The sequence below is a fragment of the Streptomyces sp. NPDC005811 genome, from assembly GCF_040630405.1.
Classification (GTDB): Bacteria; Actinomycetota; Actinomycetes; order Streptomycetales; family Streptomycetaceae; genus Streptomyces.
In genome coordinates this window covers 1-22,925 of sequence record NZ_JBEXXK010000096.1, presented here as the reverse complement: position 1 = coordinate 22,925, position 22,925 = coordinate 1, and the positions used below count along the sequence as shown (strand labels likewise).

Genomic DNA, 22,925 nt, shown 5'->3' with positions numbered 1-22,925 from the left:
CCACCAGAAGACCGCAATAATCCAAAACGATGAAGGAGAACAGCGACAGTGAAGCCAAGTCACGACTATGACAGCAGTCTGGCTTGCTCCTCTCGATCATGTTGCGTCGGCGGTAGGCCGCCCGGTCGAAACCTGGTGGTCTGCCACCCTGGCGGCCGCGGTTGTGGCGGTGCCGTTGCTGGTCGGTCTTCTCCGGGATGGTGTGTGCGATGCCGCGTTTACGCAGGTAGGCGCGGAACCCGCGGGAGCTGTAGGCCTTGTCGGCGATGACCTGGTCGGGCCGGCAGCGTGGTCGGCCCGCTCCGGTGCGGGGGACTCGGATGCGTTCCAGGAGCGGGCGTGCGCAGATGCTGTCGTGGCGTTGCCCCGGGGTCAGCAGGATCGCGAGCGGGCGGCCCTTGCCGTCACAGGCGAGGTGGACTTTGGTGGTCAGACCTCCGCGGGATCGGCCGAGGGCGTGATCGTCCGGTTCGTCCTGCCGATGTCTCCCCCTTTTCGCCCCGTCGCGGCGGCGTGCTGGTGGGCACGGACGATGGTCGAGTCGATCTGGACCAGCCAGTCGATGTCGCCGGCCGCGTCAGCCCGGGCCTGAATCTGTTGCAGGGCCCGGGTGAACACGCCGTCCAGGGCGTAACGGCGAAAGCGGGTGTAGACCGTCTTCCACGGCCCGTAGCGTTCCGGCAGGTCACGCCAGGAGATCCCCGTGCGGATCTTGTAGACCATCCCGTTGACGACCTGCCGGTCCTCCACGCGCGGTCGCCCTGTGGCAGCCCGAGGTATCAGCGGAGCGAGTAACTCCCACTCCTGATCGGTGAGTTCATGACGGCGTATCACCCCGCCATGATCTCCCACCCGATGATCTTTGAAGACGGACCCTAGTGCCACGCGGATGCCGCATCCTCTAGTCGGGGGTTGCCTCTCCCCCACCCTCGCGCAGCAGAACCGGCTCAGGCCCTGAAGCCGGGAGCACTTCTCCGTCTCATTCAGCGCCGTTCAGCCCTGTACGTGCACAGCACTCTCGCACCGGAGCACCGCGTGTCACCATCGGGTGGAGCGCCGACGCTCAGCAGCACGGCACATGCGGTTTGGTGGGGGAATCGTGGCAGCACTGACCTGGGGCATCGTGGGCATCGGCGCCCTTTCCCTCGTGGCCGCCGCGTACTGGCGCCTCGTGGAGCAAGAGCGGGTACGCCGCGGAGCAGACGTCTTCCGCTTCCGCTTCTTCCGGGTGTGGCTTCCCCTCGTCATGGGTGTCGCAGCACTGGGCAAGCTCCCCCGAGCTTTGAGCGCCCCCTTCCCGATCGTGGCCCTGTCCGACGTGTTGAGCCTCGCGCCGGCCGTCATCGTCGTTGGGCTGGGATGGGTGGCTGCCAGAAAGCCGGGCCCGGGAGCCCGTACCACAACCGCACCAGATCCAGCGGGGAACAACGCGGAGTCACGGTGAAGACAACCCACCCCGCCGCGACCGCCGCCCAGCCGTACGCCCAGGTCATCGCCTCAACAAGCCCCACAGTTCCGCAGCTTCCCAAGCTGAGGGCTCTGGCTCCGTAATCGCGCACCGTCTCCACCGCGGCCGCACCGCACTCGCAGGCCAGCCACCGATCAGCCGCTTGAACAACGCTGCGGATCAATAGTTTCAGCGCGCCCACTGTGTCGGACTGCTCCCCGAACCCGCAGGCGGCGCACTCGAACTTGCCTTGGGTGACGTGGTTCTCCTTGGCAACGGACGGGAGACCCGCCACGGTCCGGGCGGGCGCCGACCGCAGCCCGGCAGGCGCACGCGTCACGGGTCACCGTGCACCCCGCGTCCTGGCCCGATGCCCCGCGGAAGGTGATGGCGCCCGGCCCCGTGATCGAGGTGGTCCAGAGCACCTCGCCGGCGAAGCGCATGCCATCACGCTGGACTGCAGCACCACGGGACGCTGGGAACTGCTGGTCGTCCCGCCCGACGAGCCGGCCGGAGCAGCCACGCGGATGCTGACCGCCGCCGACAGCAAAGCAATTCTCCGAAGCCTGTATGGGGTGGTCGAACGCAACAGTCCCGAGGTCAGCTGAGCGACGCTCCGTGAGGAGGTCCGTCTTCCCGACGCGGGCCTGATCAGCGTCGACTGGACATCGCACAGGACTCCCGCCCCTGCCTCGCTGACCCATGACGGCATCCGCTGCGGGGGTGCGGGCGGTCGCGTCCGACTGCCTGCCGGCCACCGGCCGTCGCGTTCTTCGCGGGGCATGTGACCTTCCTCGCGACAGTGGAGTTTCGGCGCGTTCGGCGCTGTGCCGTCCGCTGACGACGGTGGCAGCGGCGCATCTCCCGTCAGAGGAGGCCGCAGGGCTGTGGGCGGGAGTGCACGGCAGGAAAAACCGCGCCCGCGAAGAGCAATACCTGTGTCCGCGACATGAGAAATAGGCACCGGGTACGGCCAGTATTCCTCAACGGTCGACCGACTCGGAATTATCGACCGCGCAAGGCCGGTCGCACCGTGCTACTGTCGATCTCAGTTGCAGGTGTGGTTGCCAGAAGGTTCATTTCCGACGGGGTAATCATCACGGCGACACGGAATTCGCACAGGGCGAATTCCTGACACCGTCTCCGAAGGAGAAATGACATGGCCACTGGCACCGTGAAGTGGTTCAACGCGGAAAAGGGTTTCGGCTTCATCGAGCAGGACGGCGGCGGCGCCGACGTCTTCGCCCACTACTCGAACATCGCCACCCAGGGCTTCCGTGAGCTGCAGGAAGGCCAGAAGGTGTCGTTCGACATCGCTCAGGGCCAGAAGGGCCCGACGGCCGAGAACATCGTTCCCGCCTGACACCTGCGCTGACGCAGACTTCGCAGCTGGGGCCCGCACCTCTGGGGTGCGGGCCCCAGCTCGCTGCTTTTCAGGGCGCGCGACGGGAAGGCTCCACCACATCACCGACCCGGTGAAACATTCCCCGTCGCTCCGACTCGCCCCACATCGAATTTGGCTCGTCTCGAAATTCTCTGCGCCGCTCGTCCACTGCGGGAATTCCTTGCTACGTGCCCCTCAAGGAAGGTTCCGCATGCAGCGTGCCCGCACATCCCGCACATATGACCGCTTCGGAGGAGGGGCAGGCGCCAACCGCTCCGGTGGTCCGCGCCGTTCCAAAACCTACGGAAGTCGACAGCCAGGACGAGCTGTACAGGGCGAGTTCGCGCCCCCGAAAACGATCACACCCGCGCTGCCCGCCGTCGGGTCGTTCGCCGATCTCGCCATGCCCGCACGCCTGTTGGCCGCGCTCGGCCACGAAGGCGTGACCGTACCTTTCCCGATCCAGGCGGCGACCCTGCCGAACTCCCTGGCCGGTCGTGACGTACTCGGCCGTGGCCGCACCGGCTCGGGCAAGACCCTCGCCTTCGGCCTCGCCGTACTGGCCCGTACGGCGGGGCGGCGGGCCGAGCCACGGCAGCCGCTCGCCCTGGTCCTCGTTCCCACCCGCGAGCTCGCCCAGCAGGTCACCGACGCGCTCACTCCGTACGCCCGCTCCGTGGGCCTGCGGATGGCCGCCGTCGTCGGAGGGATGTCCATCGGCAGGCAGGCCGGTGCGCTGCGTGCCGGGGCCGAGGTGGTCGTCGCGACGCCCGGGCGCCTCAAGGACCTCATCGACCGGGGCGACTGCCGGCTGAACGATGTCGCCGTCACGGTCCTCGACGAGGCCGACCAGATGGCCGACATGGGCTTCATGCCCCAGGTCACCGCCCTGCTCGACCAGGTACGTCCCGGCGGGCAGCGGATGCTCTTCTCGGCCACCCTGGACCGCAACGTCGACCTGCTGGTCCGCCGCTACCTGACGGATCCGGTCGTGCACTCCGTCGACCCGTCAGCGGGCGCGGTCACCACGATGGAGCACCACGTACTCCATGTTCACGACGCGGACAAGCACCGGACGACCACCGAGATCGCGGCGCGGGACGGTCGAGTGATCATGTTCCTGGACACCAAGCACGCGGTGGACCGGCTGACCGAGCACCTGCTGAGCAACGGTGTCCGCGCCGCGGCCCTGCACGGTGGCAAGTCCCAGCCGCAGCGCACGCGGACCCTGGCCCAGTTCAAGAGCGGACATGTGACGGTCCTGGTGGCCACCAACGTCGCGGCGCGCGGGATCCACGTCGACAACCTCGACCTGGTCGTCAATGTGGATCCGCCCAGCGACCACAAGGACTACCTGCACCGGGGCGGTCGTACGGCCCGTGCGGGCGAGTCCGGCAGCGTCGTCACCCTGGTGACCCCTGATCAGCGTCGCGGCATGAGCCGGCTGATGACTGCGGCGGGCATCACCCCCCGGATCGCCCGGGTGCGGTCGGGCGAGGCGGAGTTGAGCCGCATCACAGGTGCCCAGGCCCCTTCCGGTGTCCCGGTCGTCATCGCCGCGCCGGACGCGGACCGTCCCCGCGGCGCGTCTTCCTCGTCCCGGGGCCGTCGGGGCCGCAGGGGCCACGCCGGACAGGTCCGGCCCGTCGGCGAGGCGGCGCGCCGCAAGGCGCAGCGGCAGCCCCGCTTCGGCTCGGCCGCCTAGAGCCGCCTGTGATCACCAGCCCATCCCTTCCGGTAGGAGGCACCCATGACGACGGCTCAGGCGCAGCACCAGGCAGCGGATCGCTCCCCCAAGCCCGTGGTGGACGACAGGGACATGTCCGGACCTCGGGTCCGTGACGACATGACGGTCGAGGTGGCTCTGTCCCTCATGGCCGGAGCCCGTGTCGATCACCTCGTCCTGTGTGACGGGGACGACCAGAGCACGGGCCTGATCACCCTGGCCCGGCTCGCCGTTCTCCGCGGCAGCCCCACCTACACGGACCGGATCCGTCTACGGGACATCCTGGACGGACCGTTCACCGCGCCCGGTACTCGGCCCGACGCCGTCGGGGAGCAGGGCCGGACCTCTGGCGTCCTCGCCTTCGCCCGCTGATCCGCCTCACCCGTTCGGCCCATTCTCCCTCTCCTCTGTGAGGCATCATGCGCTGTGTCATCGCCCGGTACCCGTTCGAGCTCACCAAGAACGGGGTGCTGGCCTCGATGAAGGGCATCACTCCCGAGCTCGTCGCGGGTGAGTCCGTGACCATCGGCCGCCGCCGCTACCCGGTCAAGCAAGTGGGCCAGGTCATCACCCGACAGGACCGCCGCGACTTCACCAGCGGCGAAGTCGTCCGGGCCATGACCAGCCTCGGTTTCACCTGCCACGCCCACCCCGACACCGCGCCGGTGTGCGTCCCCGCTCCGCTCCGGACCGCTTCGGCGCTGCTCGGAGGCACCGCCACCCCAAAGGTGTGAACACAGGCGGAAACCGCCATCGAGGACCCGGTGAGGGCCCTGCCGACACGCGTCGGCAGGGCCCTCACCGTCGTATCGCCGCCGCCCCTACGAAGCTCCTGGCCGAGCGGAGGGGTGTTCCACCCGTCATCACAGGCCACAGGAGACCTGTGGCCCCTGAGCGCCAAAATCTATCTTTGTCAGAGTAGACATCGACCCCTAGCACGGTTAGTCTTTTTCTCGTTGACACGGTCAAGTGAGACCCGGCAGACACGAACTGGCGGGTAGCGGTACGTAACTTCACACCCCTTCACCAAGTGGTCGGTCATGAGAAAGGAGGGAGAGCAGACGCCATCAGGATCGCCCGGCCCGGGACGCTCTCGGTCCGGGTACCGCAAGACCCCGGAATGGATGGTGGTCCCCGGTCACGCAGCCGCGATCCCCGCACCCCTCCCCTCGCAGGGCCGGGTAGCGGAAACAGAAGGTCGGCAGAGCATCAGCGCCGACAGATGGTGTTGAATTCCCTTCGGGGCCCTGGTGCCGTACGGCACCAGGGCCCCTCGACGCGTTGCACAACGAGGTGACATGGCAGCAGATACTCCACTCCACGGTCGTCTGGACGACGACGACTACCCCGCGTACACCATGGGCCGGGCCGCCGAAATGCTCGGCACCACCCCGGCCTTCCTCCGAGCCATCGGTGAGGCTCGTCTGATCACTCCGCTCCGCTCGGAGGGCGGACATCGCCGCTACTCCCGCTACCAGCTTCGGATCGCCGCCCGCGCCCGCGAGCTCGTCGACAGGGGAACCCCGATCGAGGCTGCTTGCCGCATCGTCATCCTCGAGGACCAGCTCGAGGAGGCTCAGCGCATCAACGCCGAGTACCGCCGTGCCGCGAACGAAGCGGCCGACCGTCCCCGTCACGATCCGAGTTGACCACCTGGCGCAGGCAGGGGGAATGCCGTGCGATCCGGCCGCCGGGCAGGGGCGGCACCAGGCCGCGGCCACGCCTGATGCCCGCGTCGTCGACCCCGCAGCCGCGCACCCCGATCCCGCCCGAGTGGGCCGGCCTGGAGGGGAGTGCGCAGCCGCTTCGCTGCTGACCAGGTGGAACAGCACTGCGCAGCAGCGTCGAGCAGCCCCCGGCAAGGATCCCGTCCCACTCCTCGTCCCGAAGCTGCCGTGACGCGAGGAAGCCGTGGTTCTGCGGCTGGACGGGTGTAGTTCGGTGTCTGGCTCCGGTGACGTCCGCGGTGAGTGGTGCGTCGGCGGATTACATGGGCGTGCGTCTCGGCGCGGGGCGTGCCGGTGTGCTTCGCGGCCCCGGATCCGACGAAGGAAAGAGCGCAATGGCAGAGCGCGACCCTCGCAACCGCACTGGCCGCAACCGCACTGGCCGCAGCCCGCTGCTCCGCGGGCTCGCCGCCGCCGTGCTGGCGGCCGGCATGCTGGTGGCCTCGGCGGGACCCGGACACGGAGTCGGCGTGCCCGCTCCGGCGTCCGGCGCACAGTTCACGCCGCTGACGGCGGCGGTGCTGACCAGGCCGACGCCGTTCGTCGCCACGGACGGCAGGACGCACCTCTCGTACGAACTGCTCACCACGAGCGCCCTGTCCACCCGCACGCCGGTGCGGCTCGACCGGGTCGACGTCCGGGACGCCCGCACGCACCGGGTCATCGGCTCGCTGCGCGGGCGGGCGCTGGCGCAGGCCGCCAATCCGGTGGGCGACCCGCTGCCGGGTGCGGACGGCTACACCCCGGCGCCTCCGGCGCCGACGCCGACCGTCATCCAGGGCTCCCAGCAGTGGATCATCTGGCTCGACCTGGCCCTCGAGCGCGGGCGGCCGGCGCCCAAGGTCCTCGAACACCGTCTCTCGGGTGCCGTCCTGGCCGCTTCCGGTCCCTCCGCGTTCAAGGAGACCGTGCAGGTCACCCGGACCGCCCGCGCCGCGCCGTTGAACCTGCGTCCGCCGGTCCGCCCCGGCACCTGGTACTCCAGCGAGTCGTGCTGCGGCAACACCCACCACCGGCGCGGCCTCGCCCCGATCAACGGCCGCTTCGACGTGCCGCAGCGCTTCGCGATCGACTGGTACCGGGTCGGCAGGCGCGGCCAGACCTGGGAAGGCGACCCCGCACGGCTCACCAGCTACCTGAGCTACCGTCAGCCGGTCGTGGCCGCGGCCGGGGGCAGAGTGGTGGAAGTCCAGGACGGACTCCCGGACAACACGCCGCCCCACGCGCCGCCCATCCCGCCGATCCAGGACACCGTCGGCAACCACGTCACCCTGGAAGTCGCGCCGGGCCGCTATCTGCTCTACGCCCACCTGCACCCCGGCTCGCTCAGGGTCCGGGAGGGCGACCGGGTCGCGCCCGGCCAGGTCCTCGGGCGGATCGGCAACAGCGGCAACTCGACCACGCCGCATCTGCACTTCCAGGTGATGACCACGGCCGCGTTCTTCCCGACCGACAGTCCGCCGTTCACCTTCCGGCGGTTCCGCGTCGTCGGGCACGTCGCACCACGGATCTGGGACGACAACCTGGGGCTGCAGCCGACCGGCGTCCTGCCGATCAGGCGCTCGCCGTACGACGGCCTGCACCGTGCGCAGTATCCGCTCGACCGCGAGGTGCTGAAGTTCTGACCGGACACCCGTCGGTCGACAGTGAGGGCCGGCTCGGGAGGGGTTTCCTCCCGGGCCGGCCCTTCGTCGTCGGGGTGCGAGCGTCCGCGTCACGCGTCAGGACTCGTCCTCCGAAGTCCAGGTGCCCAGGGAGATCTCGGCCGTGATGCCGGGTCCGAAGCCGGCCAGCAGGCCGCGGTGGCCGTCGAGGGCCGATGCCTCGGTGAACAGGCGTGCCAGGGCGTCGAGTACGACCGCGCTGGCTATGTTCCCGTACTCGGTGAGCGTGGCGCGGCTGAAGCGGAACGCCTCGGGTGGCACGTCGAGGTAGAGGCTCAGGTCGTCCAGGATGCGCGGGCCGCCCGCGTGGATGATGTAGAAGTCCATCTTGCTGGCGTTCCATTGGTGCTGTTCCGCGACCGCCTGGAGAACGGGGGCGAGCGGCTCCATGGTGCCGGGCACGCGCTTGTCGAGCTGGAAGTGGAACCCCGTGGACCGGACGGCGTAGGAGATCCAGTCCTCGGTGTCGGGGATGATGTACGAGCCGTTGCGTTCCAGGCGGATCCCGGTGCCACCGTTGCCCCGGACCACGGCCGCGGCGATTCCGTCGCCGAACAGGCCGTTGGACAGCAGTGACCCCACGCCCAGATCGGTGGGCTGGTAGCACAGCGAGCAGAACTCGCAGGCGACGATGAGCGCGTTGGCGTCGGGGTACGCCGTACAGAAGTCGTGTGCCCGGTTGATGGCCGCGCCGCCCGCCGCACAGCCGAGTTGGGCGATCGGCATCTGCCGGGTCTCCGGCCGGAAGCCCATCTCGCCGATGAGCCATGTGGTCGGCGGGGGCATCATGAAGCCGGTGCAGGAGACGTAGACGATCATGTCGATCTGCTGCGGCTCCAGTTCCGCGTGGTCGAGCGCCCGGCGCACCACGGCCGGAACGCGGGCCTTGGTGTGCGCCTCGTAGGTGGCGCTGCGGGCGTCGAATCCCGGGTGCTCCAGCACCTTCTCGATCGGCTGGATCAGATGCCGCTTCCGCACCCCGGTGTGCTCGATCAGGCGGAGGATCAGCTCGAGCTGCGGATGGTCGCCGTGCAACCGTCGTGCCAGCTCGAGGGTTTCCTCGTTGGTGATGACGTACTCGGGTACCTGGATGGCCGGCTTACAGAGAACCGCCATGGAATGCCTCCCGCGGACGTGGTCGGACGTGGTCCACAGAGCCGGGCCCTGGCCGGATACGGGCTGTTCGTCTGCCGGCGGCGGCCACCCGGATCCGTCCGCGCGAAAGCGGTGCGAACCGATCTGTGGTGGGCTCCGGCGCCGGTCTCGATACCCCTGGCACGGGCACGGTCGGGGCAGATGTCGAAGACTCAAGCTCTCCCCGTTGGGGCGGAAGGTGATCCGCCACGGCTTGATCAGCCGTCCGACCCACGCTACGACGGGAGGGTGGGCGTCGCATGTCGAGCGCGCGGCACAGCGGGCCGGCCCAGGTCGTCGACCAGGCATGTTGCCGGTCTCGGCACCGGTGCCGCCGCGGTCACCAGAGGACGGGCAGGGCGAGCGGATAGCGCCAGATCGACGTCCTGTTCCAGCGCACTTCTTCGGCGGGCTTGGCGAGCCTCAGGTCGGGGAAGCGCTCCAGAACGCTTCCGATGGCGACCTGCAGTTCCGTGGTGGCGAGCGGAGCGCCGAGGCAGTGGTGTCCGCCCCAGCCGAAGGTCATGTGAGACGGACCGGTGCGTTCCAGATCCAGCTCGTCCGGGCGGTCGAACTTCCGGCCGTCACGGTTGGCCGTCAGATAGGAGACGTGCACGATGTCCCCGGCGCGGATCGTCACCCCGCTCAGTTCCACGTCCTCGGTGGCGACGCGGGGGATGCCGACGCCTTTGCGGAACGGGATGAAGCGCAGCAGTTCCTCGATGGCCTGCGGGAGCATCCCGGGATCGGAGCGCAGCATGGCGAGCTCCTTGGGACGGGTGAGCAGGGCGTAGGCGATGTTCCCGATCTGGTAGGTGGTGGTGTCCTGGCCGGTGATGAGCAGGACCATGGCCATGACGGCCAGTTCCCGGTCGTTGAGGATCTCATCGCCGTCACGCGCCATGGCCAGGGTGCTGATCAGGTCCTCGCCGGGGTTCTGCCGCCGGTGCGCCGTCAGCTTCTCGAAGTAGGCGCGCAGATCGGCCTTGGCCCGGACGGCGTCGGCGCGGTTGTCGACGCCGGTGTCCATCATGGTCCGGGCGTGGGACCGCAGTCGGGCGCGGTCCGCCTCGGGGATGTCGAGGACCTCGCAGATGGTGGCCAGGGGCAGGGGGTCCGCCAGGTGCTCGGTGAGGTCCGCGGGAGAACCGTGCTCCTCCATCCGGTCCAGCAGCTCGTCCACGACGTGCTGGGTGCGGACCCGCATGCGTTCCATGTGGCGGGGGGCGAAGCCTTTGGAGATCAGGCTGCGCAGGCGGCTGCTGGCCGGTGGGTCCATCACGTTGATCGCCTCGTCCTGAACGATGGGTTCAGGGGTCATGCGCGGGAAGTTCCGGCCGATGACGGCGCTTCGGCTGAAACGCCGATCGGTGGTCACCGTGCGGACGTCGTCGTAGCCCGTGACGAGCCAGGCCTCGCCGTCGCCGTGGGGCAGCCGGATGCGGGAGACGGGCTCCTCCGTCATCAGGTACGTGAGCACGGGGTCGAACTCGAGCGCCTCGGCGTAGTCGAACGGACAGTTCCTCGAGACGGCGGCTGGTTCCATGCGAGGCTCCCGACGGGGGTCTGATGAGTGGCTCGAAGATGCCCGGGGCCGGACAGGACATGGGTGCCCGATCACCCGCGCAGACACGCACCCCTCCGGCCGATCGGCCTAAGCGGTCCCGGGCCCGGGCGGGGGCAGGGGCTGGGGCACCGGGCACCGGGCACCGGCGCCACAGCCCGTCCGCCACCGACCGTCCGTCGTGGCCCGTCCGTCGTGGCCCGTCCGTCAGGCCGGGGACCCGGTGCTCTGCGGGGAGGCCTCGGACGCCTCGGGCCCCTGTTCCGCCGCCTTCGGGTCCATCCACATGACCTGCCAGCCGTGGCCGTCGAGGTCGTAGAAGCTGCGGGAGTACATGAAGCCGAGGTCCTCCGCGCCGTCCGCCTCGGAGCCGCCCGCCTTGAGTGCGGCGGCGCCGACCGTGTCGACCTCGTCGCGGGACGACACGCTGAAGCAGTAGAGCGCCAGCGTGTGCGTGGTGGGATCGGCCATCGGCAGTTGCGCGAACTCCGCGAACTTCTCGCGGCTGAGCAGCATCACGAAAGCCTGCTCGCCGACCAGCATGCAGGCGGCGGTCTCGTCGGTGAAGTGCGGGTTGAAGGTGAATCCCAGCTCGGCGAAGAAGGCCTTGCTGCGTGCGAGGTCCTTCACGGGGAGGTTCACGAACAGCATGCGGCCGGGGTGTGCGGGAGGGGTCATGGCGGGGCTCCAGTCGGCGTCTCGATGGCGTACGTCCTGTAGACCGGCCCGGGCGGCGGAACTCATCGGTGGTCCGTCGGCCCCCACGGGCCGGTGTGGACGATGAGTTCGTCGGCCTCGACGGCGGCGGAGTCCAGGCGGTCGAGGAGGTCGAAGCGCTCCAGCAGGGCGGCGGCGGTGCGCCGGCCCTCGGTGCGGGGCAGGTGGTGCAGGTCCGCCACGAGGAGCCTTAAATCCTCATGCGTCGGTCTGCGGCGCCCCAGTACGATCCCCCCGCCGCTCGCACATCAGTGCGCATCGACACACCGGGTGCGGGCACTCGAAACGGGAGGGATCACTTGACCACGTCCAAGTTCTTCGGCGCGAGACCCCGCGCGGTTCTCGCCTCTCTGGGCGCATCGGGCCTGTTACTGGCCGCCGCGACGACACCCGCGAGCGCGGCCGGCGGGGTGCCCCTGACGCCGACTCAGCTGTTCGACGGATACCGGCACTGCTCGACCGACGCGAGCCGGCCCTCGTACCGGTGGACCGGCGAGGGTCTCGTCGTCGAGGGGATCCCCGGGATCACCGACACCACCGGCAACCCCCTGGTCGGCGTGCGGTACCAGGTCTGGCCGGTCGCCGACCCGACGCAGATCACGACGGTCACCCGCGACCGTGTCGCGCCCGGCTTCGAGGCTCCCGCCACCCTGCCCGCCAGTGCGCTCGCCGATGGGCAGACCTACGCGTGGCAGGCGCAGACCGTGGTCGGGACCGCGGTCTCGGACTGGACGGCCCCCTGCTACGTCACGGCCGACCGGACCCGCCCGGCCAACGCACCCACCGTCACCTCGCCGAACTACCCGCCGGACGGGTGGAACAAGGGGGGCGAGCCGGTCGAGTTCACGCTGGGCTCGGGCGGTGTCGAAGACGTCGAGGGGTTCGAGTTCTCCTGGCAGCAGGACCTGCCGGTCATCGGCACGAACATCGGTGACCACGGCATCCCGCAGCCCGTCGACCCGTATGCCGACACGAGGTACTTCCAGCGTGCCGACGCGCTCGGCGGTTCGGCCACGCTCCGTCTCGTCCCGCCCACCGGCTCCGGTCCGATGACGCTGTGGGTGCGCAGTCTGGACCGGGCCCACACCGGGTCGGCGATCACCAGCTACCGCTTCTACGTCAGCTCCACGGCGCCCACCGTCACCCCGGCCGTCCCGCAGCCCGAGTTCGGTGAGCCGACCACGTTCACGTTCCGTCCCGACCCCGAGCTCCAGGCGAAGAGCCCGGTCGTCGGCTACTCCGTGCGGACCATGGGCGTACAGGACGACAAGCCGTTCGAGGTCGCGGCGGGGGCGGACGGCACGGCGACCGTGGATCTCGCCGTGGACGGCGCCGACGGCGGGAACCTCCAGGTGACCAGCAGGAGCGCGAACGGCTGGGTCAGCGACGCGGCATGGTGGAGCATCGGGTACGACACCACTCCCACCGTCTCCTCGGACTCCTACCCGGAGAACGGTTCGGGCGGCGGCGCCGGGGTCCCGGGCACGTTCACGTTCGCGCCGAAGGTCAAGGACGTCGTGAGCTACACGTACACCTTCAACGACGGCACCCCGGAGGTCACGGTCCCCGCGGACACCGACCACACGGCGGGCATCGACTGGACGCCGGCCTCGGACGGCTGGTACGACCTCACCGTCCACGCGACCACCCGCTCCGGTGTTCAGCTGGCTCCCTACGACTACTTCTTCACCGTGGACTGAGCCCCGGGAACCGGGAACCGGGACCCCGAAAACCTGTTGGCGGGCCGCGGCGGCCGCTGCTACCTTCCCGGAGGCCGTGCGAGAGAACGAGGAGGTGGTACCCGTGAACGCAGTATCGACATGGGTGCTCCCCTCCGGGGTCACGGTCGGGCGATAGGTCGTCCGGGAGCGCCGTTCACGCGCACTCCCGAAAGGCACGACCATGCGCTTCACTTCCGAGCAGCGCCTCGACGACGGCGTCCTCGCACGCGAATTCACCCTCGGCGAGATCCCGGGCACCCTGTGGACGCCCGGGTCCGCACCGGCCCCGCTGGTCCTGATGTCCCACAACAACGGCCTGCCCAAGGCGGACCCCCGGCTGGTGGCCCGGGCCCGCTACACCGCGGCGCGCGGTTACGCGGTGGCCACCATCGACGCCGCCGGCTGCGGTGACCGCCCCCGTTCCGCCGCCGACGAGCAGGCCCGCGCCGAGCTGCGGCGGGCGATGCGGGCCGGTGAGCCGGTCGACGAGATCTTCGAGTCGTTGATCGGCCCGCTGGTCGAGAACGCGGTCCCGGAGTGGCGGACCACCCTGGACGCCCTCCTCGACCTGCCCGGGATCGACGGCCCGGTCGGGTACTCCGGCGGGTGGACAGCCCTCGGCATCCGGCTGGCGGTGACCGAGCCGCGCATCGTCGCCGCCGGCTTCTTCGCCGGGGGGTACGTGCCCCGTGCCCAGCGCGAGGAGGCCCGGCAGGTCACCGTTCCGCTGCTGTTCCTGCTCCAGTGGGACGACGAGGGGAACCCCCGGCAACGGGCCCTGGACCTGTTCGACGCCTTCGGCAGCGAGGAGAAGACCCTGCACGCCAACCGGGGAGGGCACACCGGCACCCCCTGGTTCGAGCTGGAGGACGGCTGCCGTTTCCTGGACCGGCATCTGAAGTAGTGCGGGTCAGTGGCCGGCCGCACTGGCGTCGTGACGGCGCCGGCGGACGGCCGCTGCGTAGGTCGTCAGACCCCCCAGGACCAGGGCGAGACTGGCCGCGATGATCAGGTCCGTGGTGGACGAGGTGCCGGTGGCCGCGAGGGAGGCGGCCCCGGCGACGATTCCGGTGCCGGTGCCGCTGAGGTAGTTCATGATCGTGTTCCTTTCGGTGACCTGTCGGTCGGGTGGGAGGGGCGGGGTCGGTGGGAAGCGGTCACTTCCAGGCCGAGACGCCGGTGGCGTACGACTTCACCAGCGAGGTGACGAACCAGTACGCGCGCACGGTGGAGAAGACCAGGCCCGGCAGCATCAGGACGTCCACCAGGACGCCCTTCCAGCCGAGATGGCGGGTGCGGAAGGCGGCGTACACGATCCAGAAGGCGACCAGGCACAGCCAGGCCGGATCCAGGACGAAGCCCTTGCTCGCGATCACGCCGGTCCAGGCGGCCAGCCAGCCCAGGGTGTAGAGGAAGCCGGCGAAGCCGAGCACCATGCTCGTGATGGAGAACCAGGTGTGCTTCGTCCAGCCGCGGCGGCGCAGCGTGTCCACCGTGCCGCGCCCCCAGCGCTCCCGCTGGCCGATCAGTTCCCGCAGGGTGGGCATCAGGTCGGTGTACGCGATGCAGTGCTGGTTGGCCGTGACCTTCCAGCCCGCCTCCTTCAGCGCGAGCGTCGTCTCGTAGTCCTCCACCAGGTTGGCGTGGTCCTCCCAGAACACCTCGCCGCGCCAGCGCAGGATGCTCAGCAGCGCCTCGGTGCGGTAGAAGGAGCCGGCGCCCGACATGCTGTGGATGCCGAAGCGGTAGCGGCCGCGGGCGTAGCGGCCGTACTCCATGATCTGCATGCCCAGCAGGTAGCGCTGCCAGAGGTTCTTCCACAGGCCGGTGCGGCCGAGGCAGGTCGCGCTGAGTCCGCCGACGCGCCGGTCCGACGCCATGACGTTGCGCGCCCGTTCCAGGAACTTGGGGTGCAGACTCGTGTCGGCGTCCATGACCAGCAGGTACTTCGCGGCGGCGGCGAGTCCGCCGGGAGTGCTGTTCAGCCAGCCGATGCCGTGGTTGAGGGCGCCGGCCTTCTTGTGCGGGTTGTCGGGCAGGTTGAAGACGACGGTGCGCGGTACGCCCGGGCGGTCGGCGAACTCACGCGCGAACTCCTCGGTCCGGTCGGAGGAGTTGTTGACGACGATCACGATCAGGTCGGGCGGTGTGGTCTGCGCGGCCAGTGACTCCAGCGCCAACAGGACGCCGGCCTCCTCGTTGCGGGCGGGGAGGATCACGGCGGTCTCCAGCAGCGAGGACGCCGCCTGGGTCACCAGCCGGCGCCGGTGGGAGCCGTGTGCGCGCCGGCCTCCGCGCGTCGGGATGGCGGTGGTCATGTGGTCGGACATGGTGTGGTGTTGCCCCCCGCGGCATGAGTGCCGCTTCATTCCGCGACGGCCTTCGGGCCGTCCGCTTGCCTGTTGCTGCCCGGTGCCGGCTTTCCCCGGCCGGGAGCGGACACCACCACCACTGCGACGAGCGGCGGCACGAAGGGCCATTCTTGAGGCGCCGGTTACGGTCCCGGAAGAGTGACGGAGGGGCGTACGGAGGCCTTGGGGAGGACTGGGGAGCGAGAGAAGGGCGCGCATCTTCTGCGCACGCCCCTCGTGCCCGCGCCCCGCGCCCGCGCCCCGCGCCCGCGCAAAAAAACCGCCTGCGTTCTCCGAGCCTGCCGGTCTACGCTCGCCCGATGACCTTGGAATGGCGGCATGTGATCGTTCACTCGGCGGATCCGGCGGGTCTGGGGCGGTGGTGGGCCGAGGCGCTCGGCTGGGTGGTGGTCCACTCCTCCGAGGACGAGTTCGCGATCTGCCCGGCGCCGGACCGGTTCCCGGGGCTGGAGTTCGTCCGGCTCGACGAGCCCAGGCAGGGCAAGAGCCGGCTGCATCTCGACTTCGTACCGGACGATCAGGACGCCGAGGTGGCCCGTCTCGTGGCCCATGGCGCCCGGCACGTCGACATCGGCCAGGGCGAGCAGTCGTGGGTCGTCCTCGCGGACCCCGAGGGCAACGAGTTCTGTGTCCTCGGCCGACGCCCTCAGGAACCGGCTTCCTGAGCTCCCGGCACGACGGTCAGGTCGGCCGGGTCACCGCCCGGGCAGGGGCAGGCCCGCCAGCAGGGCGCGGCGGCTGGCCCTGACGTGTTCGCGCATGACGCGTTCCGCGCTGTCGCCGTCCTTCTCCAGGATCAGTTCCAGGACGAGGTGGTGCTCGCGGTCGGACTGGAGGGCGCGGCCCGGCTGGCTGAGCGAGGTGTTCACCAGCCGGGGGTACGCGAGCTGGTTCATCAGCACCCGGTAGTGGGCCTGGAGCTTGCTGTTGTCGGAGCCGGCCAGGAGCAGGTCGTGGAACTCCTGGACCAGCTCCGCGTACCGTTCCCGGTCGTCCCGCTCCACCGCCTCGTCGGCCTCGCGCAGATTCCGTTCGAGCGCGTCGATCTCCGGGACGCGGCCGCGCTGGGCGAGGAGGCGGGCGGCCGCGCCCTCCATGAGTTCCTTCATCTCGAAGAGTTCCGTGATCTCACGGCGGGACGGGATGGTGACGAACGTCCCGACGCGCGGCCGGATCTCGACGAGCCCCTCGGTCTGGAGCTGTTTGAGGGCCTCGCGCACGGGCGTACGGCTCACCCCGAACTCCTCCGCGAGGGCGGCCTCCGAGAGGGCGGATCCGGGCTCGACATCGCCCTTGATGATGCGCCGGCGCATCTCGGCGATCACCGTGGCCTGCATCGAGCCGTTCTTCGGTTCGCGCCTGGGTTCGCCGTGCGTGCGCTTCACCGGCCGCTCCTCCTTCTCCCTTGCCCTTCTCCCGTACCGCCCCGCGGATCATCCCAGAGACGTGAGTGCCCCGCCGTCGAAGAACCTGCCCGCGCTGTAGACCATCGGGTGCAGGTCGGTGACCGACGCGTGCACCACCCGGCAGATGAAGATCGTGTGCGTGCTCGCCCGGAGGCGCTCGCGGATCCGCACCTCCATCCGCGCGCTGCTGCGGGCGAGCAGGGGGCTGCCGTACGGGCCGCTCTCCCAGTCCAGGTCCGCGAACTTGTCGGCGGACTTGCTCGCGAACATGCCGACGACGTCGAGCTGGTCGGTGGACAGGATGTTGATCGCGAGGTGGTCCGCCCGGAACAGACAGTCATGGGTGGAGGAGGTGTGCTGCACGCACACCATCACCGTGGGCGGGTCGAGCGAGATGCTGGAGAAGGCGTTGACGGCCAGCCCCCTGGGGGTCTCCCCGTCCATCGCGGTCACCACCGTGACACCGGTGACGAACTGCCGGTTCACCCGCTTCATCACGTCGAGGTCGGGGGTGGAGGCGAGCGCGGTCATGAGGGTGCTCCTTGTCGTCCTGGTCGTCTGTCCTGTCCCACGCCGGCCGTCAGTCCTGTCCCACGCTGATGATGCCCAGCGCCGCGAGCAGCGCCCGGGGGTCCCAGGTCACGTGCTCCTCGACGATCCGGTCCCCCTCGAAGCGGGCGAACGTGGCGCCGCTGATGTCGACGCGCCGGTGGGTGGGCGGGACGCCGAGGAAGGAGTTCACGTGCGTTCCGCTGCTGTGCCAGCGGATCGCGGCCCTGTCGCCCTCGATCACGAGGTCGTCGATGACCGTGGTCAGGTCCGGGAACGCGGCGCGCGTGGAGACGATCGACGCCTTGAAGGCGTCCAGGTCCTGCGGGTGCGGGTCCGTCCCGTGGCGCAGGTAGGCCGGGCTGAGGAGGGCGTCGAGCGCGTCGACGTCTCCGTGCTCCCAGGCCCCGGCCCAGGCCTTCTCGATGCGTTCCCGGTGGGCTTCGGTGTGCGCCATCTCTTCCCCTTCCCTGGCATACAAGAAGCAGTAAGGCATGTCACCGAGGGAGCGTCAAGGGTCCGGCGGCGGAGGATCGTTCAACCGATCCCGAAGGTCCCATGAACACGCACGTCAAGCGGCATTCAATGGGCTCCTGGCGTCGACCCCGACCGGCATCCGGAGCCCATTCCGGCAGGAACCCTTGACCGGTTTGCCGGGGGATGCTTATCGTCCTGTGCCATGCAAGAGAGCTTGGAACACACTGACGAGAGCATCGGTCTCCGCAAGCTCGTGCTCTACCGTGACGTCGTCCTGACCGAGGCGGGCGAGGTGCCCGCGCGACCCGCGTGGCGCGCGAGTGTCGCCGCGGTCGTACGGAATCCCTGGCTGGGGTCCGGTCCTTCGGCCGACCTCAACCCGGAGCAGGCCCGCATCGCACCGGCGCTCGCGAGGCTGCTGACCGACCGGCTCATCACCTCCCTGGGCGGCGTGGACGAGATCGAGTCGTTCGGCAAGGCCGCCATCGTCGGCACGGCGGGCGAGATCGAGCACGCGGGGGCGCTCATCCACACCCCGTACTTCGGCAACCTGGTGAGAGAGTTCCTCCAGGGCGAGTCCATCATCTGCTTCGCCGACACGCGCGCCGAGGCCGGGGAGTCGCTGGTCATCCCCCTGTGGCACAAGACCCATGCCGCGACGCGCAGCCACTACCAGACCATCAGCGCCCGGGTCTCCGACGGGCCGCGCGCGGACGAGATCGTCGTGATCGCGGCCGCTTCCACGGGCCCGCGTCCGCATCCCCGGATCGGGGACCGGCTGACCGACCCCGTCGTCACCACCGAAACCCTGGAGGTTGTTTCCTCATGAGCGTCCGCAGGATCGTGACCGTCGTCGAGGAGATCCACACCGAGGGCGGCCGGGAACTCGCCCGCCCCGCCCGGATCGCCGTCGTCGCCGCGGTGATCGAGAACCCCTGGGCCGGTCAGGGCTTCGTCGAGGATCTCGGCCCCGGCATCGAGCGCCACGCCTCCGACCTCGGCGCGCTGCTCGCCCCCGCGGTCCTCGACGCCCTCGGTGCGCCCGCCGAGGCCTACGGCAAGGCCGCCATCGTGGGGCTGGACGGCGAGATCGAGCACGGCTCGGCGCTGATCCACACCCTGAGGTTCGGCGACCACTTCCGCAAGGCCGCGAACGCCACCACCCTGCTGCCCGCGGTCGAGAAGCGCGGCCCGGCCGGCGTGGTCTTCGACATCCCGCTCAAGCACATCACCGATGCCACGATCCGCTCGCACCACCAGAGCTTCGAGGTCCGCGTCAGCGACGCCCCGCATCCGAACGAGATCGTCGTCGCGCTCGCCGCCGCCGCTCAGGGACGCCCCCAGCAGCGCCTCGCGCCGCTCACGACCGAACAGTAGGTGCGCATGAGCCAGCCGACCGTGGTCCTGCTGCACGGCGTCGGACTCGACCACACCATGTGGGAGCCGGTCGCCGCGCTCCTGGCCGACCGCTTCACCGTGATCACCCCGGACCTGCCGGGCCACGGCACCCGCCCGCCGGTGCGCGACGGGGTGACCCTCGCCGACCTGGCCGACGGCGTCGCCGACGGGATCCCGGCCGGCTCGCACCTCGTCGGATTCTCCCTGGGCGCGCTGGTCGCCCAGCACCTGGCGCTGCACCGGCCCGCACAGGTGGCCACCCTGACCTCGGTCGGCTCGGTGTGCGCGCGCACCCCCGAGGAGCGGGACTCCGTCCTCGCCCGGCTGCGCACCGCCGAGGCCGACTTCGCGGCGAGCGCGGCCGCCTCCCTGAAGCGGTGGTACGACGGTACGGACGTCGGCGCCGACCGGGTGGCCCGCACCGCGGCGACCCTGCTCGCCAACGACGTCGGTTCCTTCCTGGGCTGCTACCGGGTGTTCGCCACGGCGGACGCGGAGCTCGCCCCGGACCTCGGCCGGATCGCCGTACCCGCTCTGGCGGTGACGGGGGAGGACGACCCCGGCTCCACGCCCGAGATGACCCGCCGGCTCGCCGCGGCGCTGCCCGACTGCCGGGCGGTGGTCGTGCCCCGGACGCGTCACATGCTGCCCGTCGAGCGTCCCCGGGCGCTGGTCGGCTCCCTCACCACCTTCCTCGGAGAGTGTGCTCATGTCTGACCTCACCACGTTGCAGCACTTCATCGGCGGGGCGCGGGTGGAGCCCGCGTCGGGCGAGTACTTCGAGAGCACCAACCCCGCCACCCGCGAGGTCCTCTACCGGGCGGCGCGCGGCGACGCGAGAGACATCGACCGGGCGGTCGCGGCCGCGCGGAGCGCCTTCGAGGACCCGCGCTGGCGCGACCTGAGCCAGACGCGCCGGGGGCATCTGCTGCGCCGCCTCGGTGAGCTGATCGCCGAGAACGCCGAGGACCTGGCCCGGATGGAGACCCAGGACAACGGCAAGCTGCTGCGCGAGATGCGGGGGCAGCTGGCCACCCTGCCGGAGTACTACCACTACTACGCGGGGCTCGCCGACAAGATCCACGGCGACTTCATCCCCACCTCCGACCGTCAGGTGCTGAACTACACGGCCCGCGAGCCGCTGGGGGTCGTGGGGGCGATCACGCCCTGGAACTCTCCGCTGACACTGACCAGCAGCAAGCTGGCCCCGGCCCTGTGCGCCGGCAACACCGTGGTGATCAAGCCGTCCGAGTACACCTCGGCGACCGTCGTCCGGCTCGCCGAGCTGGCGCTGGAGGCGGGCTTCCCGCCCGGCGCGGTCAATGTCGTCACCGGGTTCGGGGCCGAGGCGGGACAGGCGCTGGTGGACCACCGCGACCTGGCGAAGATCTCCTTCACCGGCTCCACCGCCACCGGCGCCCGGATCGCCGCGGCGACCGCGAGCCGGTTCGTCGGCTCCACGCTGGAGCTCGGCGGCAAGTCCCCCAACATCGTCTTCGAGGACGCGAACGTCGCGAACGCGGCGATGGGCGTCGTGGCCGGCATCTTCGCCGCCGCCGGACAGACCTGCATCGCGGGCAGCCGGGTCTTCGCCCACCGGTCGGTCTACGACGAGCTGCTGGAGCGGGTCGCCGAGCGGGCCGGGACCATCCGCATCGGCGATCCCCTGGACGCGGCGACCGAGCTGGGCCCGCTGGCCTTCGCCGACCAGCGCGACAAGGTCGCCGGCTATGTCGACCTCGGCCGCAGCGAGGGCGCCCGGGTGCTGACCGGCGGACGCCCCACGGACGGCGGCGGGCTCGGCGGTTACTTCTACGAGCCGACCATCCTCGTGGACGTCGACAACGACATGAGGGTCGTCCGGGAGGAGATCTTCGGACCCGTGCTGGCCGTCATGCCGTTCGACTCCGAGGAGGAGGTCGTACGGCTCGCCAACGACACCGACTACGGTCTCGCGGCCGGTGTCTGGACGACGAACCTCTCCCGCGCGCACCGGATGGCGGCCCGCCTCGACGCGGGCACCGTCTGGGTCAACACCTACCGGGCCATGTCCCCGATGTCGCCGCGGCAGGGCTTCAAGACCAGCGGTGTCGGCGTCGAGCACGGCACCGAGACGATCAAGGAGTACACACGCCTGAAGAGCGTGTGGATCAACACCAGCGAGGAGCCGGTGGCCGACCCGTTCACGATGCGGAGCTGACATGCCCCAGGTCGCCATCACCCTCGCCGAGGGCCGCAGCCCGGAGCAGATCCGGGCCCTGCTGCACGCAGTGCACACCGCGGTCCTGCGCACCACGAACACCAAGCCCGAGTACATCCGTGTCGTCGTCCACGAGGTGCCCCGGTCCCACTGGGCGACCGGTGACGTGACCCTCACCGAGATGGACGCCACCGCATCACCCGAGGAGCCGCAGTCATGAGGTTTTCGCTGTTCGTCCACATGGAGCGCTGGGACGAGGAGGTCAGCCACCGCGAACTCTTCGAGAATCTCACCGAGCTGACCCTGATGGCCGAGGCGGGCGGCTTCGGCACCGTGTGGATCGGCGAGCACCACTCGATGGAGTACACGATCTCCCCGAGCCCGATCCCGCTCCTCGCCCATCTGGCCGCGCAGACCTCGACGATCCGGCTCGGCGCCGGGACGATCGTCGCCCCGTTCTGGAACCCCATCCGGGCGGCCGGTGAGTGCGCGCTGCTGGACGTCATCAGCAACGGCCGGATGGAGGTCGGACTCGCCCGCGGCGCCTACCAGTTCGAGTTCGACCGGCTGGCGGGCGGGCTCTCGGCCCGGGACGGCGGCAAGCACCTGCGCGAACTCGTGCCCGCCGTACGGGCGTTGTGGCAGGGCGACTACGCGCACGACGGCGAGATATGGCAGTTCCCGACCTCGACGAGCGTGCCCAAGCCGATCCAGCGGCCCACCCCGCCCATGTGGATCGCCGCCCGCGACCCCGACTCCCACGACTTCGCCGTCGCCCAGGGCTGCAATGTCATGGTCACCCCGCTGATGAAGGGGGACGAGGAAGTCGTCGACCTGAAGCGGAAGTTCGACACCGCGGTGGCCAACCATCCCGAGGTGGCGCGGCCCGAGCTGATGGTGCTGCGGCACACCCACGTCCACTCCCCCGACGAGCCCGAGGGCTGGCGGCCGGCCGCGGAGGCGATCGGCCGGTTCTACCGGACCTTCGACGCATGGTTCGGCAATCAGGCCACCCCGGTCAACGGCTTCCTGCCGCCCAGCCCGGAGTCGAAGTTCGAGGGCCGCCCCGAGTTCACGCCGGAGTCGCTGCACCGGACCGCGATGATCGGCACCCCCGCCGAGGTGATCGAGCGGCTGCGCGCCTACCAGGAGCTCGGCGTCGACGAGTACAGCTTCTGGATCGACACCAGCCTGTCCCACGAGGAGAAGCGCAGGTCGCTGGAGCTGTTCATCAAGGAAGTCGTCCCGGCGTTCCAGTAAGTCCCCCTGCGGTACCGCCGCAGTACCCCCGTAGTACCCCTGTAGCACCCTGTCCCCAGGAGCACGCAATGACGCATGATGCTTCGACGCCGGTCTACGGCAGTGCGGTCACGAAGGTCGAGCCGTTCGGTGTCGATCACATTCCCGACAGCGAGCGGCACGGGAAGCCGAGTTCGCAG

At 70.1% G+C, this 22,925-nt stretch carries 26 protein-coding genes and 1 pseudogene; 16 read left to right on the top strand and 11 right to left on the bottom strand.

Going from position 1 to position 22,925, the window contains the following annotated elements:
- Together ABZ490_RS50340 and ABZ490_RS50335 are read right to left on the bottom strand one after the other, a co-directional pair.
- The coding region (locus tag ABZ490_RS50340; RefSeq protein WP_359007163.1) for a transposase at positions 1-433 on the bottom strand (433 nt) is incomplete at its 3' end.
- Positions 430-834, bottom strand: a complete 405-nt coding sequence (locus ABZ490_RS50335; RefSeq protein WP_359007157.1) for an IS5 family transposase — start codon at positions 832-834, stop codon at positions 430-432. The genes ABZ490_RS50335 and ABZ490_RS50340, both read right to left, overlap by 4 nt.
- A gap of 265 nt (positions 835-1,099) precedes the next feature.
- Between ABZ490_RS50335 and ABZ490_RS50330 the strand changes: the two genes are divergently transcribed.
- The 7 genes from ABZ490_RS50330 (at position 1,100) to ABZ490_RS50300 (ending at position 7,909) form a co-directional block, all read left to right on the top strand.
- Positions 1,100-1,444 carry a hypothetical protein gene (locus ABZ490_RS50330; RefSeq protein WP_359007154.1) on the top strand — a complete coding sequence of 115 codons (345 nt, stop codon included), beginning with the start codon at positions 1,100-1,102 and terminating at the stop codon, positions 1,442-1,444.
- A 1,162-nt stretch (positions 1,445-2,606) separates the two neighbouring features.
- Complete coding sequence (locus tag ABZ490_RS50325) at positions 2,607-2,810, top strand: cold-shock protein (protein ID WP_189725621.1); 204 nt, start codon at positions 2,607-2,609, stop codon at positions 2,808-2,810.
- 232 nt (positions 2,811-3,042) lie between these two features.
- On the top strand, positions 3,043-4,536 hold the full coding sequence (locus tag ABZ490_RS50320) for a DEAD/DEAH box helicase (protein ID WP_359007151.1): 1,494 nt from the start codon (positions 3,043-3,045) through the stop codon (positions 4,534-4,536).
- A 45-nt stretch (positions 4,537-4,581) separates the two neighbouring features.
- The gene (locus ABZ490_RS50315; RefSeq protein ID WP_359007148.1) at positions 4,582-4,929 is read left to right on the top strand and encodes a CBS domain-containing protein; all 348 of its coding nucleotides are present in this window, start codon (positions 4,582-4,584) and stop codon (positions 4,927-4,929) included.
- Positions 4,930-4,976: 47 nt separating this feature from the next.
- A complete protein-coding gene (locus ABZ490_RS50310; RefSeq protein ID WP_359007145.1) occupies positions 4,977-5,291 on the top strand; it encodes an SCO5918 family protein in 315 nt (104 codons plus the stop codon).
- A gap of 564 nt (positions 5,292-5,855) precedes the next feature.
- The gene (locus tag ABZ490_RS50305) at positions 5,856-6,206 is read left to right on the top strand and encodes a MerR family transcriptional regulator (RefSeq protein ID WP_359007142.1); all 351 of its coding nucleotides are present in this window, start codon (positions 5,856-5,858) and stop codon (positions 6,204-6,206) included.
- Between the two features lie 413 nt (positions 6,207-6,619).
- Entirely contained in the window at positions 6,620-7,909 is a 1,290-nt protein-coding gene (locus ABZ490_RS50300) for a M23 family metallopeptidase (RefSeq protein WP_359007139.1), read from the top strand.
- Between the two features lie 96 nt (positions 7,910-8,005).
- On the opposite strand, the gene ABZ490_RS50295 is transcribed toward ABZ490_RS50300, so the two are convergent.
- The 4 genes and pseudogenes from ABZ490_RS50295 to ABZ490_RS50280 all read right to left on the bottom strand — a co-directional run.
- Positions 8,006-9,064, bottom strand: a complete 1,059-nt coding sequence (locus tag ABZ490_RS50295) for a type III polyketide synthase (RefSeq protein ID WP_359007136.1) — start codon at positions 9,062-9,064, stop codon at positions 8,006-8,008.
- Between the two features lie 358 nt (positions 9,065-9,422).
- Positions 9,423-10,628: a cytochrome P450 gene (locus ABZ490_RS50290; RefSeq protein WP_359007133.1), complete on the bottom strand. Its 1,206-nt coding sequence runs from the start codon at positions 10,626-10,628 to the stop codon at positions 9,423-9,425.
- Between the two features lie 225 nt (positions 10,629-10,853).
- Positions 10,854-11,324, bottom strand: coding sequence for a VOC family protein (locus ABZ490_RS50285; protein WP_359007130.1), 471 nt, complete (start codon positions 11,322-11,324; stop codon positions 10,854-10,856).
- Between the two features lie 140 nt (positions 11,325-11,464).
- Positions 11,465-11,569: pseudogene (locus ABZ490_RS50280) on the bottom strand (ABC transporter); the annotation flags it as partial.
- Between the two features lie 93 nt (positions 11,570-11,662).
- Between ABZ490_RS50280 and ABZ490_RS50275 the strand changes: the two are divergent.
- Both ABZ490_RS50275 and ABZ490_RS50270 read left to right on the top strand, forming a co-directional pair.
- Positions 11,663-13,063, top strand: a complete 1,401-nt coding sequence (locus ABZ490_RS50275; protein WP_359007127.1) for a hypothetical protein — start codon at positions 11,663-11,665, stop codon at positions 13,061-13,063.
- Between the two features lie 202 nt (positions 13,064-13,265).
- Entirely contained in the window at positions 13,266-13,988 is a 723-nt protein-coding gene (locus tag ABZ490_RS50270; protein ID WP_359007124.1) for an alpha/beta hydrolase, read from the top strand.
- Positions 13,989-13,994: 6 nt separating this feature from the next.
- Here ABZ490_RS50270 and ABZ490_RS50265 read toward each other — a convergent pair whose 3' ends face one another.
- Positions 13,995-14,180, bottom strand: a complete 186-nt coding sequence (locus ABZ490_RS50265) for a hypothetical protein (RefSeq protein WP_067251292.1) — start codon at positions 14,178-14,180, stop codon at positions 13,995-13,997.
- Between the two features lie 61 nt (positions 14,181-14,241).
- Complete coding sequence (locus ABZ490_RS50260; RefSeq protein WP_359007120.1) at positions 14,242-15,402, bottom strand: glycosyltransferase family 2 protein; 1,161 nt, start codon at positions 15,400-15,402, stop codon at positions 14,242-14,244.
- 353 nt (positions 15,403-15,755) lie between these two features.
- On the opposite strand from ABZ490_RS50260, the gene ABZ490_RS50255 reads away from it, so the two are divergent.
- On the top strand, positions 15,756-16,121 hold the full coding sequence (locus tag ABZ490_RS50255) for a VOC family protein (RefSeq protein ID WP_359007117.1): 366 nt from the start codon (positions 15,756-15,758) through the stop codon (positions 16,119-16,121).
- Between the two features lie 30 nt (positions 16,122-16,151).
- Here the strand turns inward: ABZ490_RS50255 and ABZ490_RS50250 are convergent, their stop codons facing one another.
- The 3 genes from ABZ490_RS50250 to ABZ490_RS50240 all read right to left on the bottom strand — a co-directional run bounded on the left by ABZ490_RS50250 (position 16,152) and on the right by ABZ490_RS50240 (position 17,868).
- Positions 16,152-16,793: a GntR family transcriptional regulator gene (locus ABZ490_RS50250; protein ID WP_359007160.1), complete on the bottom strand. Its 642-nt coding sequence runs from the start codon at positions 16,791-16,793 to the stop codon at positions 16,152-16,154.
- A gap of 96 nt (positions 16,794-16,889) precedes the next feature.
- Positions 16,890-17,393 (bottom strand): flavin reductase family protein, encoded by a 504-nt coding sequence (locus ABZ490_RS50245; RefSeq protein WP_359007115.1) that lies wholly within the window; start codon positions 17,391-17,393, stop codon positions 16,890-16,892.
- A 49-nt stretch (positions 17,394-17,442) separates the two neighbouring features.
- Entirely contained in the window at positions 17,443-17,868 is a 426-nt protein-coding gene (locus tag ABZ490_RS50240) for an ester cyclase (protein WP_359007112.1), read from the bottom strand.
- Positions 17,869-18,102: 234 nt separating this feature from the next.
- Here ABZ490_RS50240 and ABZ490_RS50235 point away from each other — a divergent pair, with 234 nt between their 5' ends.
- The 6 genes from ABZ490_RS50235 to ABZ490_RS50210 are packed head-to-tail and all read left to right on the top strand — an operon-like array spanning position 18,103 to position 22,746.
- A complete protein-coding gene (locus tag ABZ490_RS50235) occupies positions 18,103-18,717 on the top strand; it encodes an amino acid synthesis family protein (protein ID WP_359007109.1) in 615 nt (204 codons plus the stop codon).
- On the top strand, positions 18,714-19,265 hold the full coding sequence (locus ABZ490_RS50230; protein ID WP_359007106.1) for an amino acid synthesis family protein: 552 nt from the start codon (positions 18,714-18,716) through the stop codon (positions 19,263-19,265). The genes ABZ490_RS50235 and ABZ490_RS50230 overlap by 4 nt, the downstream gene beginning before the upstream one ends.
- Before the next feature lie 6 nt (positions 19,266-19,271).
- Positions 19,272-20,003, top strand: a complete 732-nt coding sequence (locus tag ABZ490_RS50225; protein ID WP_359007103.1) for an alpha/beta hydrolase — start codon at positions 19,272-19,274, stop codon at positions 20,001-20,003.
- Positions 19,996-21,486 (top strand): aldehyde dehydrogenase, encoded by a 1,491-nt coding sequence (locus tag ABZ490_RS50220; RefSeq protein WP_359007100.1) that lies wholly within the window; start codon positions 19,996-19,998, stop codon positions 21,484-21,486. Before ABZ490_RS50225 ends, ABZ490_RS50220 begins: the two co-directional genes overlap by 8 nt.
- A gap of 1 nt (position 21,487) precedes the next feature.
- Positions 21,488-21,706: a tautomerase family protein gene (locus ABZ490_RS50215; protein WP_359007097.1), complete on the top strand. Its 219-nt coding sequence runs from the start codon at positions 21,488-21,490 to the stop codon at positions 21,704-21,706.
- A complete protein-coding gene (locus ABZ490_RS50210; protein ID WP_359007094.1) occupies positions 21,703-22,746 on the top strand; it encodes an LLM class flavin-dependent oxidoreductase in 1,044 nt (347 codons plus the stop codon). Before ABZ490_RS50215 ends, ABZ490_RS50210 begins: the two co-directional genes overlap by 4 nt.
- The last annotated feature ends 179 nt before the right edge of the window (positions 22,747-22,925 follow it).

Excerpts from the sequence above, each read along its gene's own strand:
- ABZ490_RS50240 (WP_359007112.1), bottom strand. The coding sequence starts at position 17,868 with ATGGCGCACACCGAAGCCCACCGGGAACGCATCGAGAAGGCCTGGGCC.
- ABZ490_RS50315 (WP_359007148.1), top strand. The coding sequence starts at position 4,582 with ATGACGACGGCTCAGGCGCAGCACCAGGCAGCGGATCGCTCCCCCAAG.
- ABZ490_RS50250 (WP_359007160.1), bottom strand. The coding sequence starts at position 16,793 with ATGCAGGCCACGGTGATCGCCGAGATGCGCCGGCGCATCATCAAGGGC.
- ABZ490_RS50325 (WP_189725621.1), top strand. The coding sequence starts at position 2,607 with ATGGCCACTGGCACCGTGAAGTGGTTCAACGCGGAAAAGGGTTTCGGC.
- ABZ490_RS50255 (WP_359007117.1), top strand. The coding sequence starts at position 15,756 with ATGACCTTGGAATGGCGGCATGTGATCGTTCACTCGGCGGATCCGGCG.
- ABZ490_RS50300 (WP_359007139.1), top strand. The coding sequence starts at position 6,620 with ATGGCAGAGCGCGACCCTCGCAACCGCACTGGCCGCAACCGCACTGGC.
- ABZ490_RS50215 (WP_359007097.1), top strand. The coding sequence starts at position 21,488 with ATGCCCCAGGTCGCCATCACCCTCGCCGAGGGCCGCAGCCCGGAGCAG.
- ABZ490_RS50230 (WP_359007106.1), top strand. The coding sequence starts at position 18,714 with ATGAGCGTCCGCAGGATCGTGACCGTCGTCGAGGAGATCCACACCGAG.
- ABZ490_RS50245 (WP_359007115.1), bottom strand. The coding sequence starts at position 17,393 with ATGACCGCGCTCGCCTCCACCCCCGACCTCGACGTGATGAAGCGGGTG.
- ABZ490_RS50295 (WP_359007136.1), bottom strand. The coding sequence starts at position 9,064 with ATGGCGGTTCTCTGTAAGCCGGCCATCCAGGTACCCGAGTACGTCATC.
- ABZ490_RS50210 (WP_359007094.1), top strand. The coding sequence starts at position 21,703 with ATGAGGTTTTCGCTGTTCGTCCACATGGAGCGCTGGGACGAGGAGGTC.
- ABZ490_RS50225 (WP_359007103.1), top strand. The coding sequence starts at position 19,272 with ATGAGCCAGCCGACCGTGGTCCTGCTGCACGGCGTCGGACTCGACCAC.
- ABZ490_RS50305 (WP_359007142.1), top strand. The coding sequence starts at position 5,856 with ATGGCAGCAGATACTCCACTCCACGGTCGTCTGGACGACGACGACTAC.
- ABZ490_RS50220 (WP_359007100.1), top strand. The coding sequence starts at position 19,996 with ATGTCTGACCTCACCACGTTGCAGCACTTCATCGGCGGGGCGCGGGTG.
- ABZ490_RS50285 (WP_359007130.1), bottom strand. The coding sequence starts at position 11,324 with ATGACCCCTCCCGCACACCCCGGCCGCATGCTGTTCGTGAACCTCCCC.
- ABZ490_RS50310 (WP_359007145.1), top strand. The coding sequence starts at position 4,977 with ATGCGCTGTGTCATCGCCCGGTACCCGTTCGAGCTCACCAAGAACGGG.
- ABZ490_RS50260 (WP_359007120.1), bottom strand. The coding sequence starts at position 15,402 with ATGACCACCGCCATCCCGACGCGCGGAGGCCGGCGCGCACACGGCTCC.
- ABZ490_RS50290 (WP_359007133.1), bottom strand. The coding sequence starts at position 10,628 with ATGGAACCAGCCGCCGTCTCGAGGAACTGTCCGTTCGACTACGCCGAG.
- ABZ490_RS50265 (WP_067251292.1), bottom strand. The coding sequence starts at position 14,180 with ATGAACTACCTCAGCGGCACCGGCACCGGAATCGTCGCCGGGGCCGCC.
- ABZ490_RS50270 (WP_359007124.1), top strand. The coding sequence starts at position 13,266 with ATGCGCTTCACTTCCGAGCAGCGCCTCGACGACGGCGTCCTCGCACGC.
- ABZ490_RS50320 (WP_359007151.1), top strand. The coding sequence starts at position 3,043 with ATGCAGCGTGCCCGCACATCCCGCACATATGACCGCTTCGGAGGAGGG.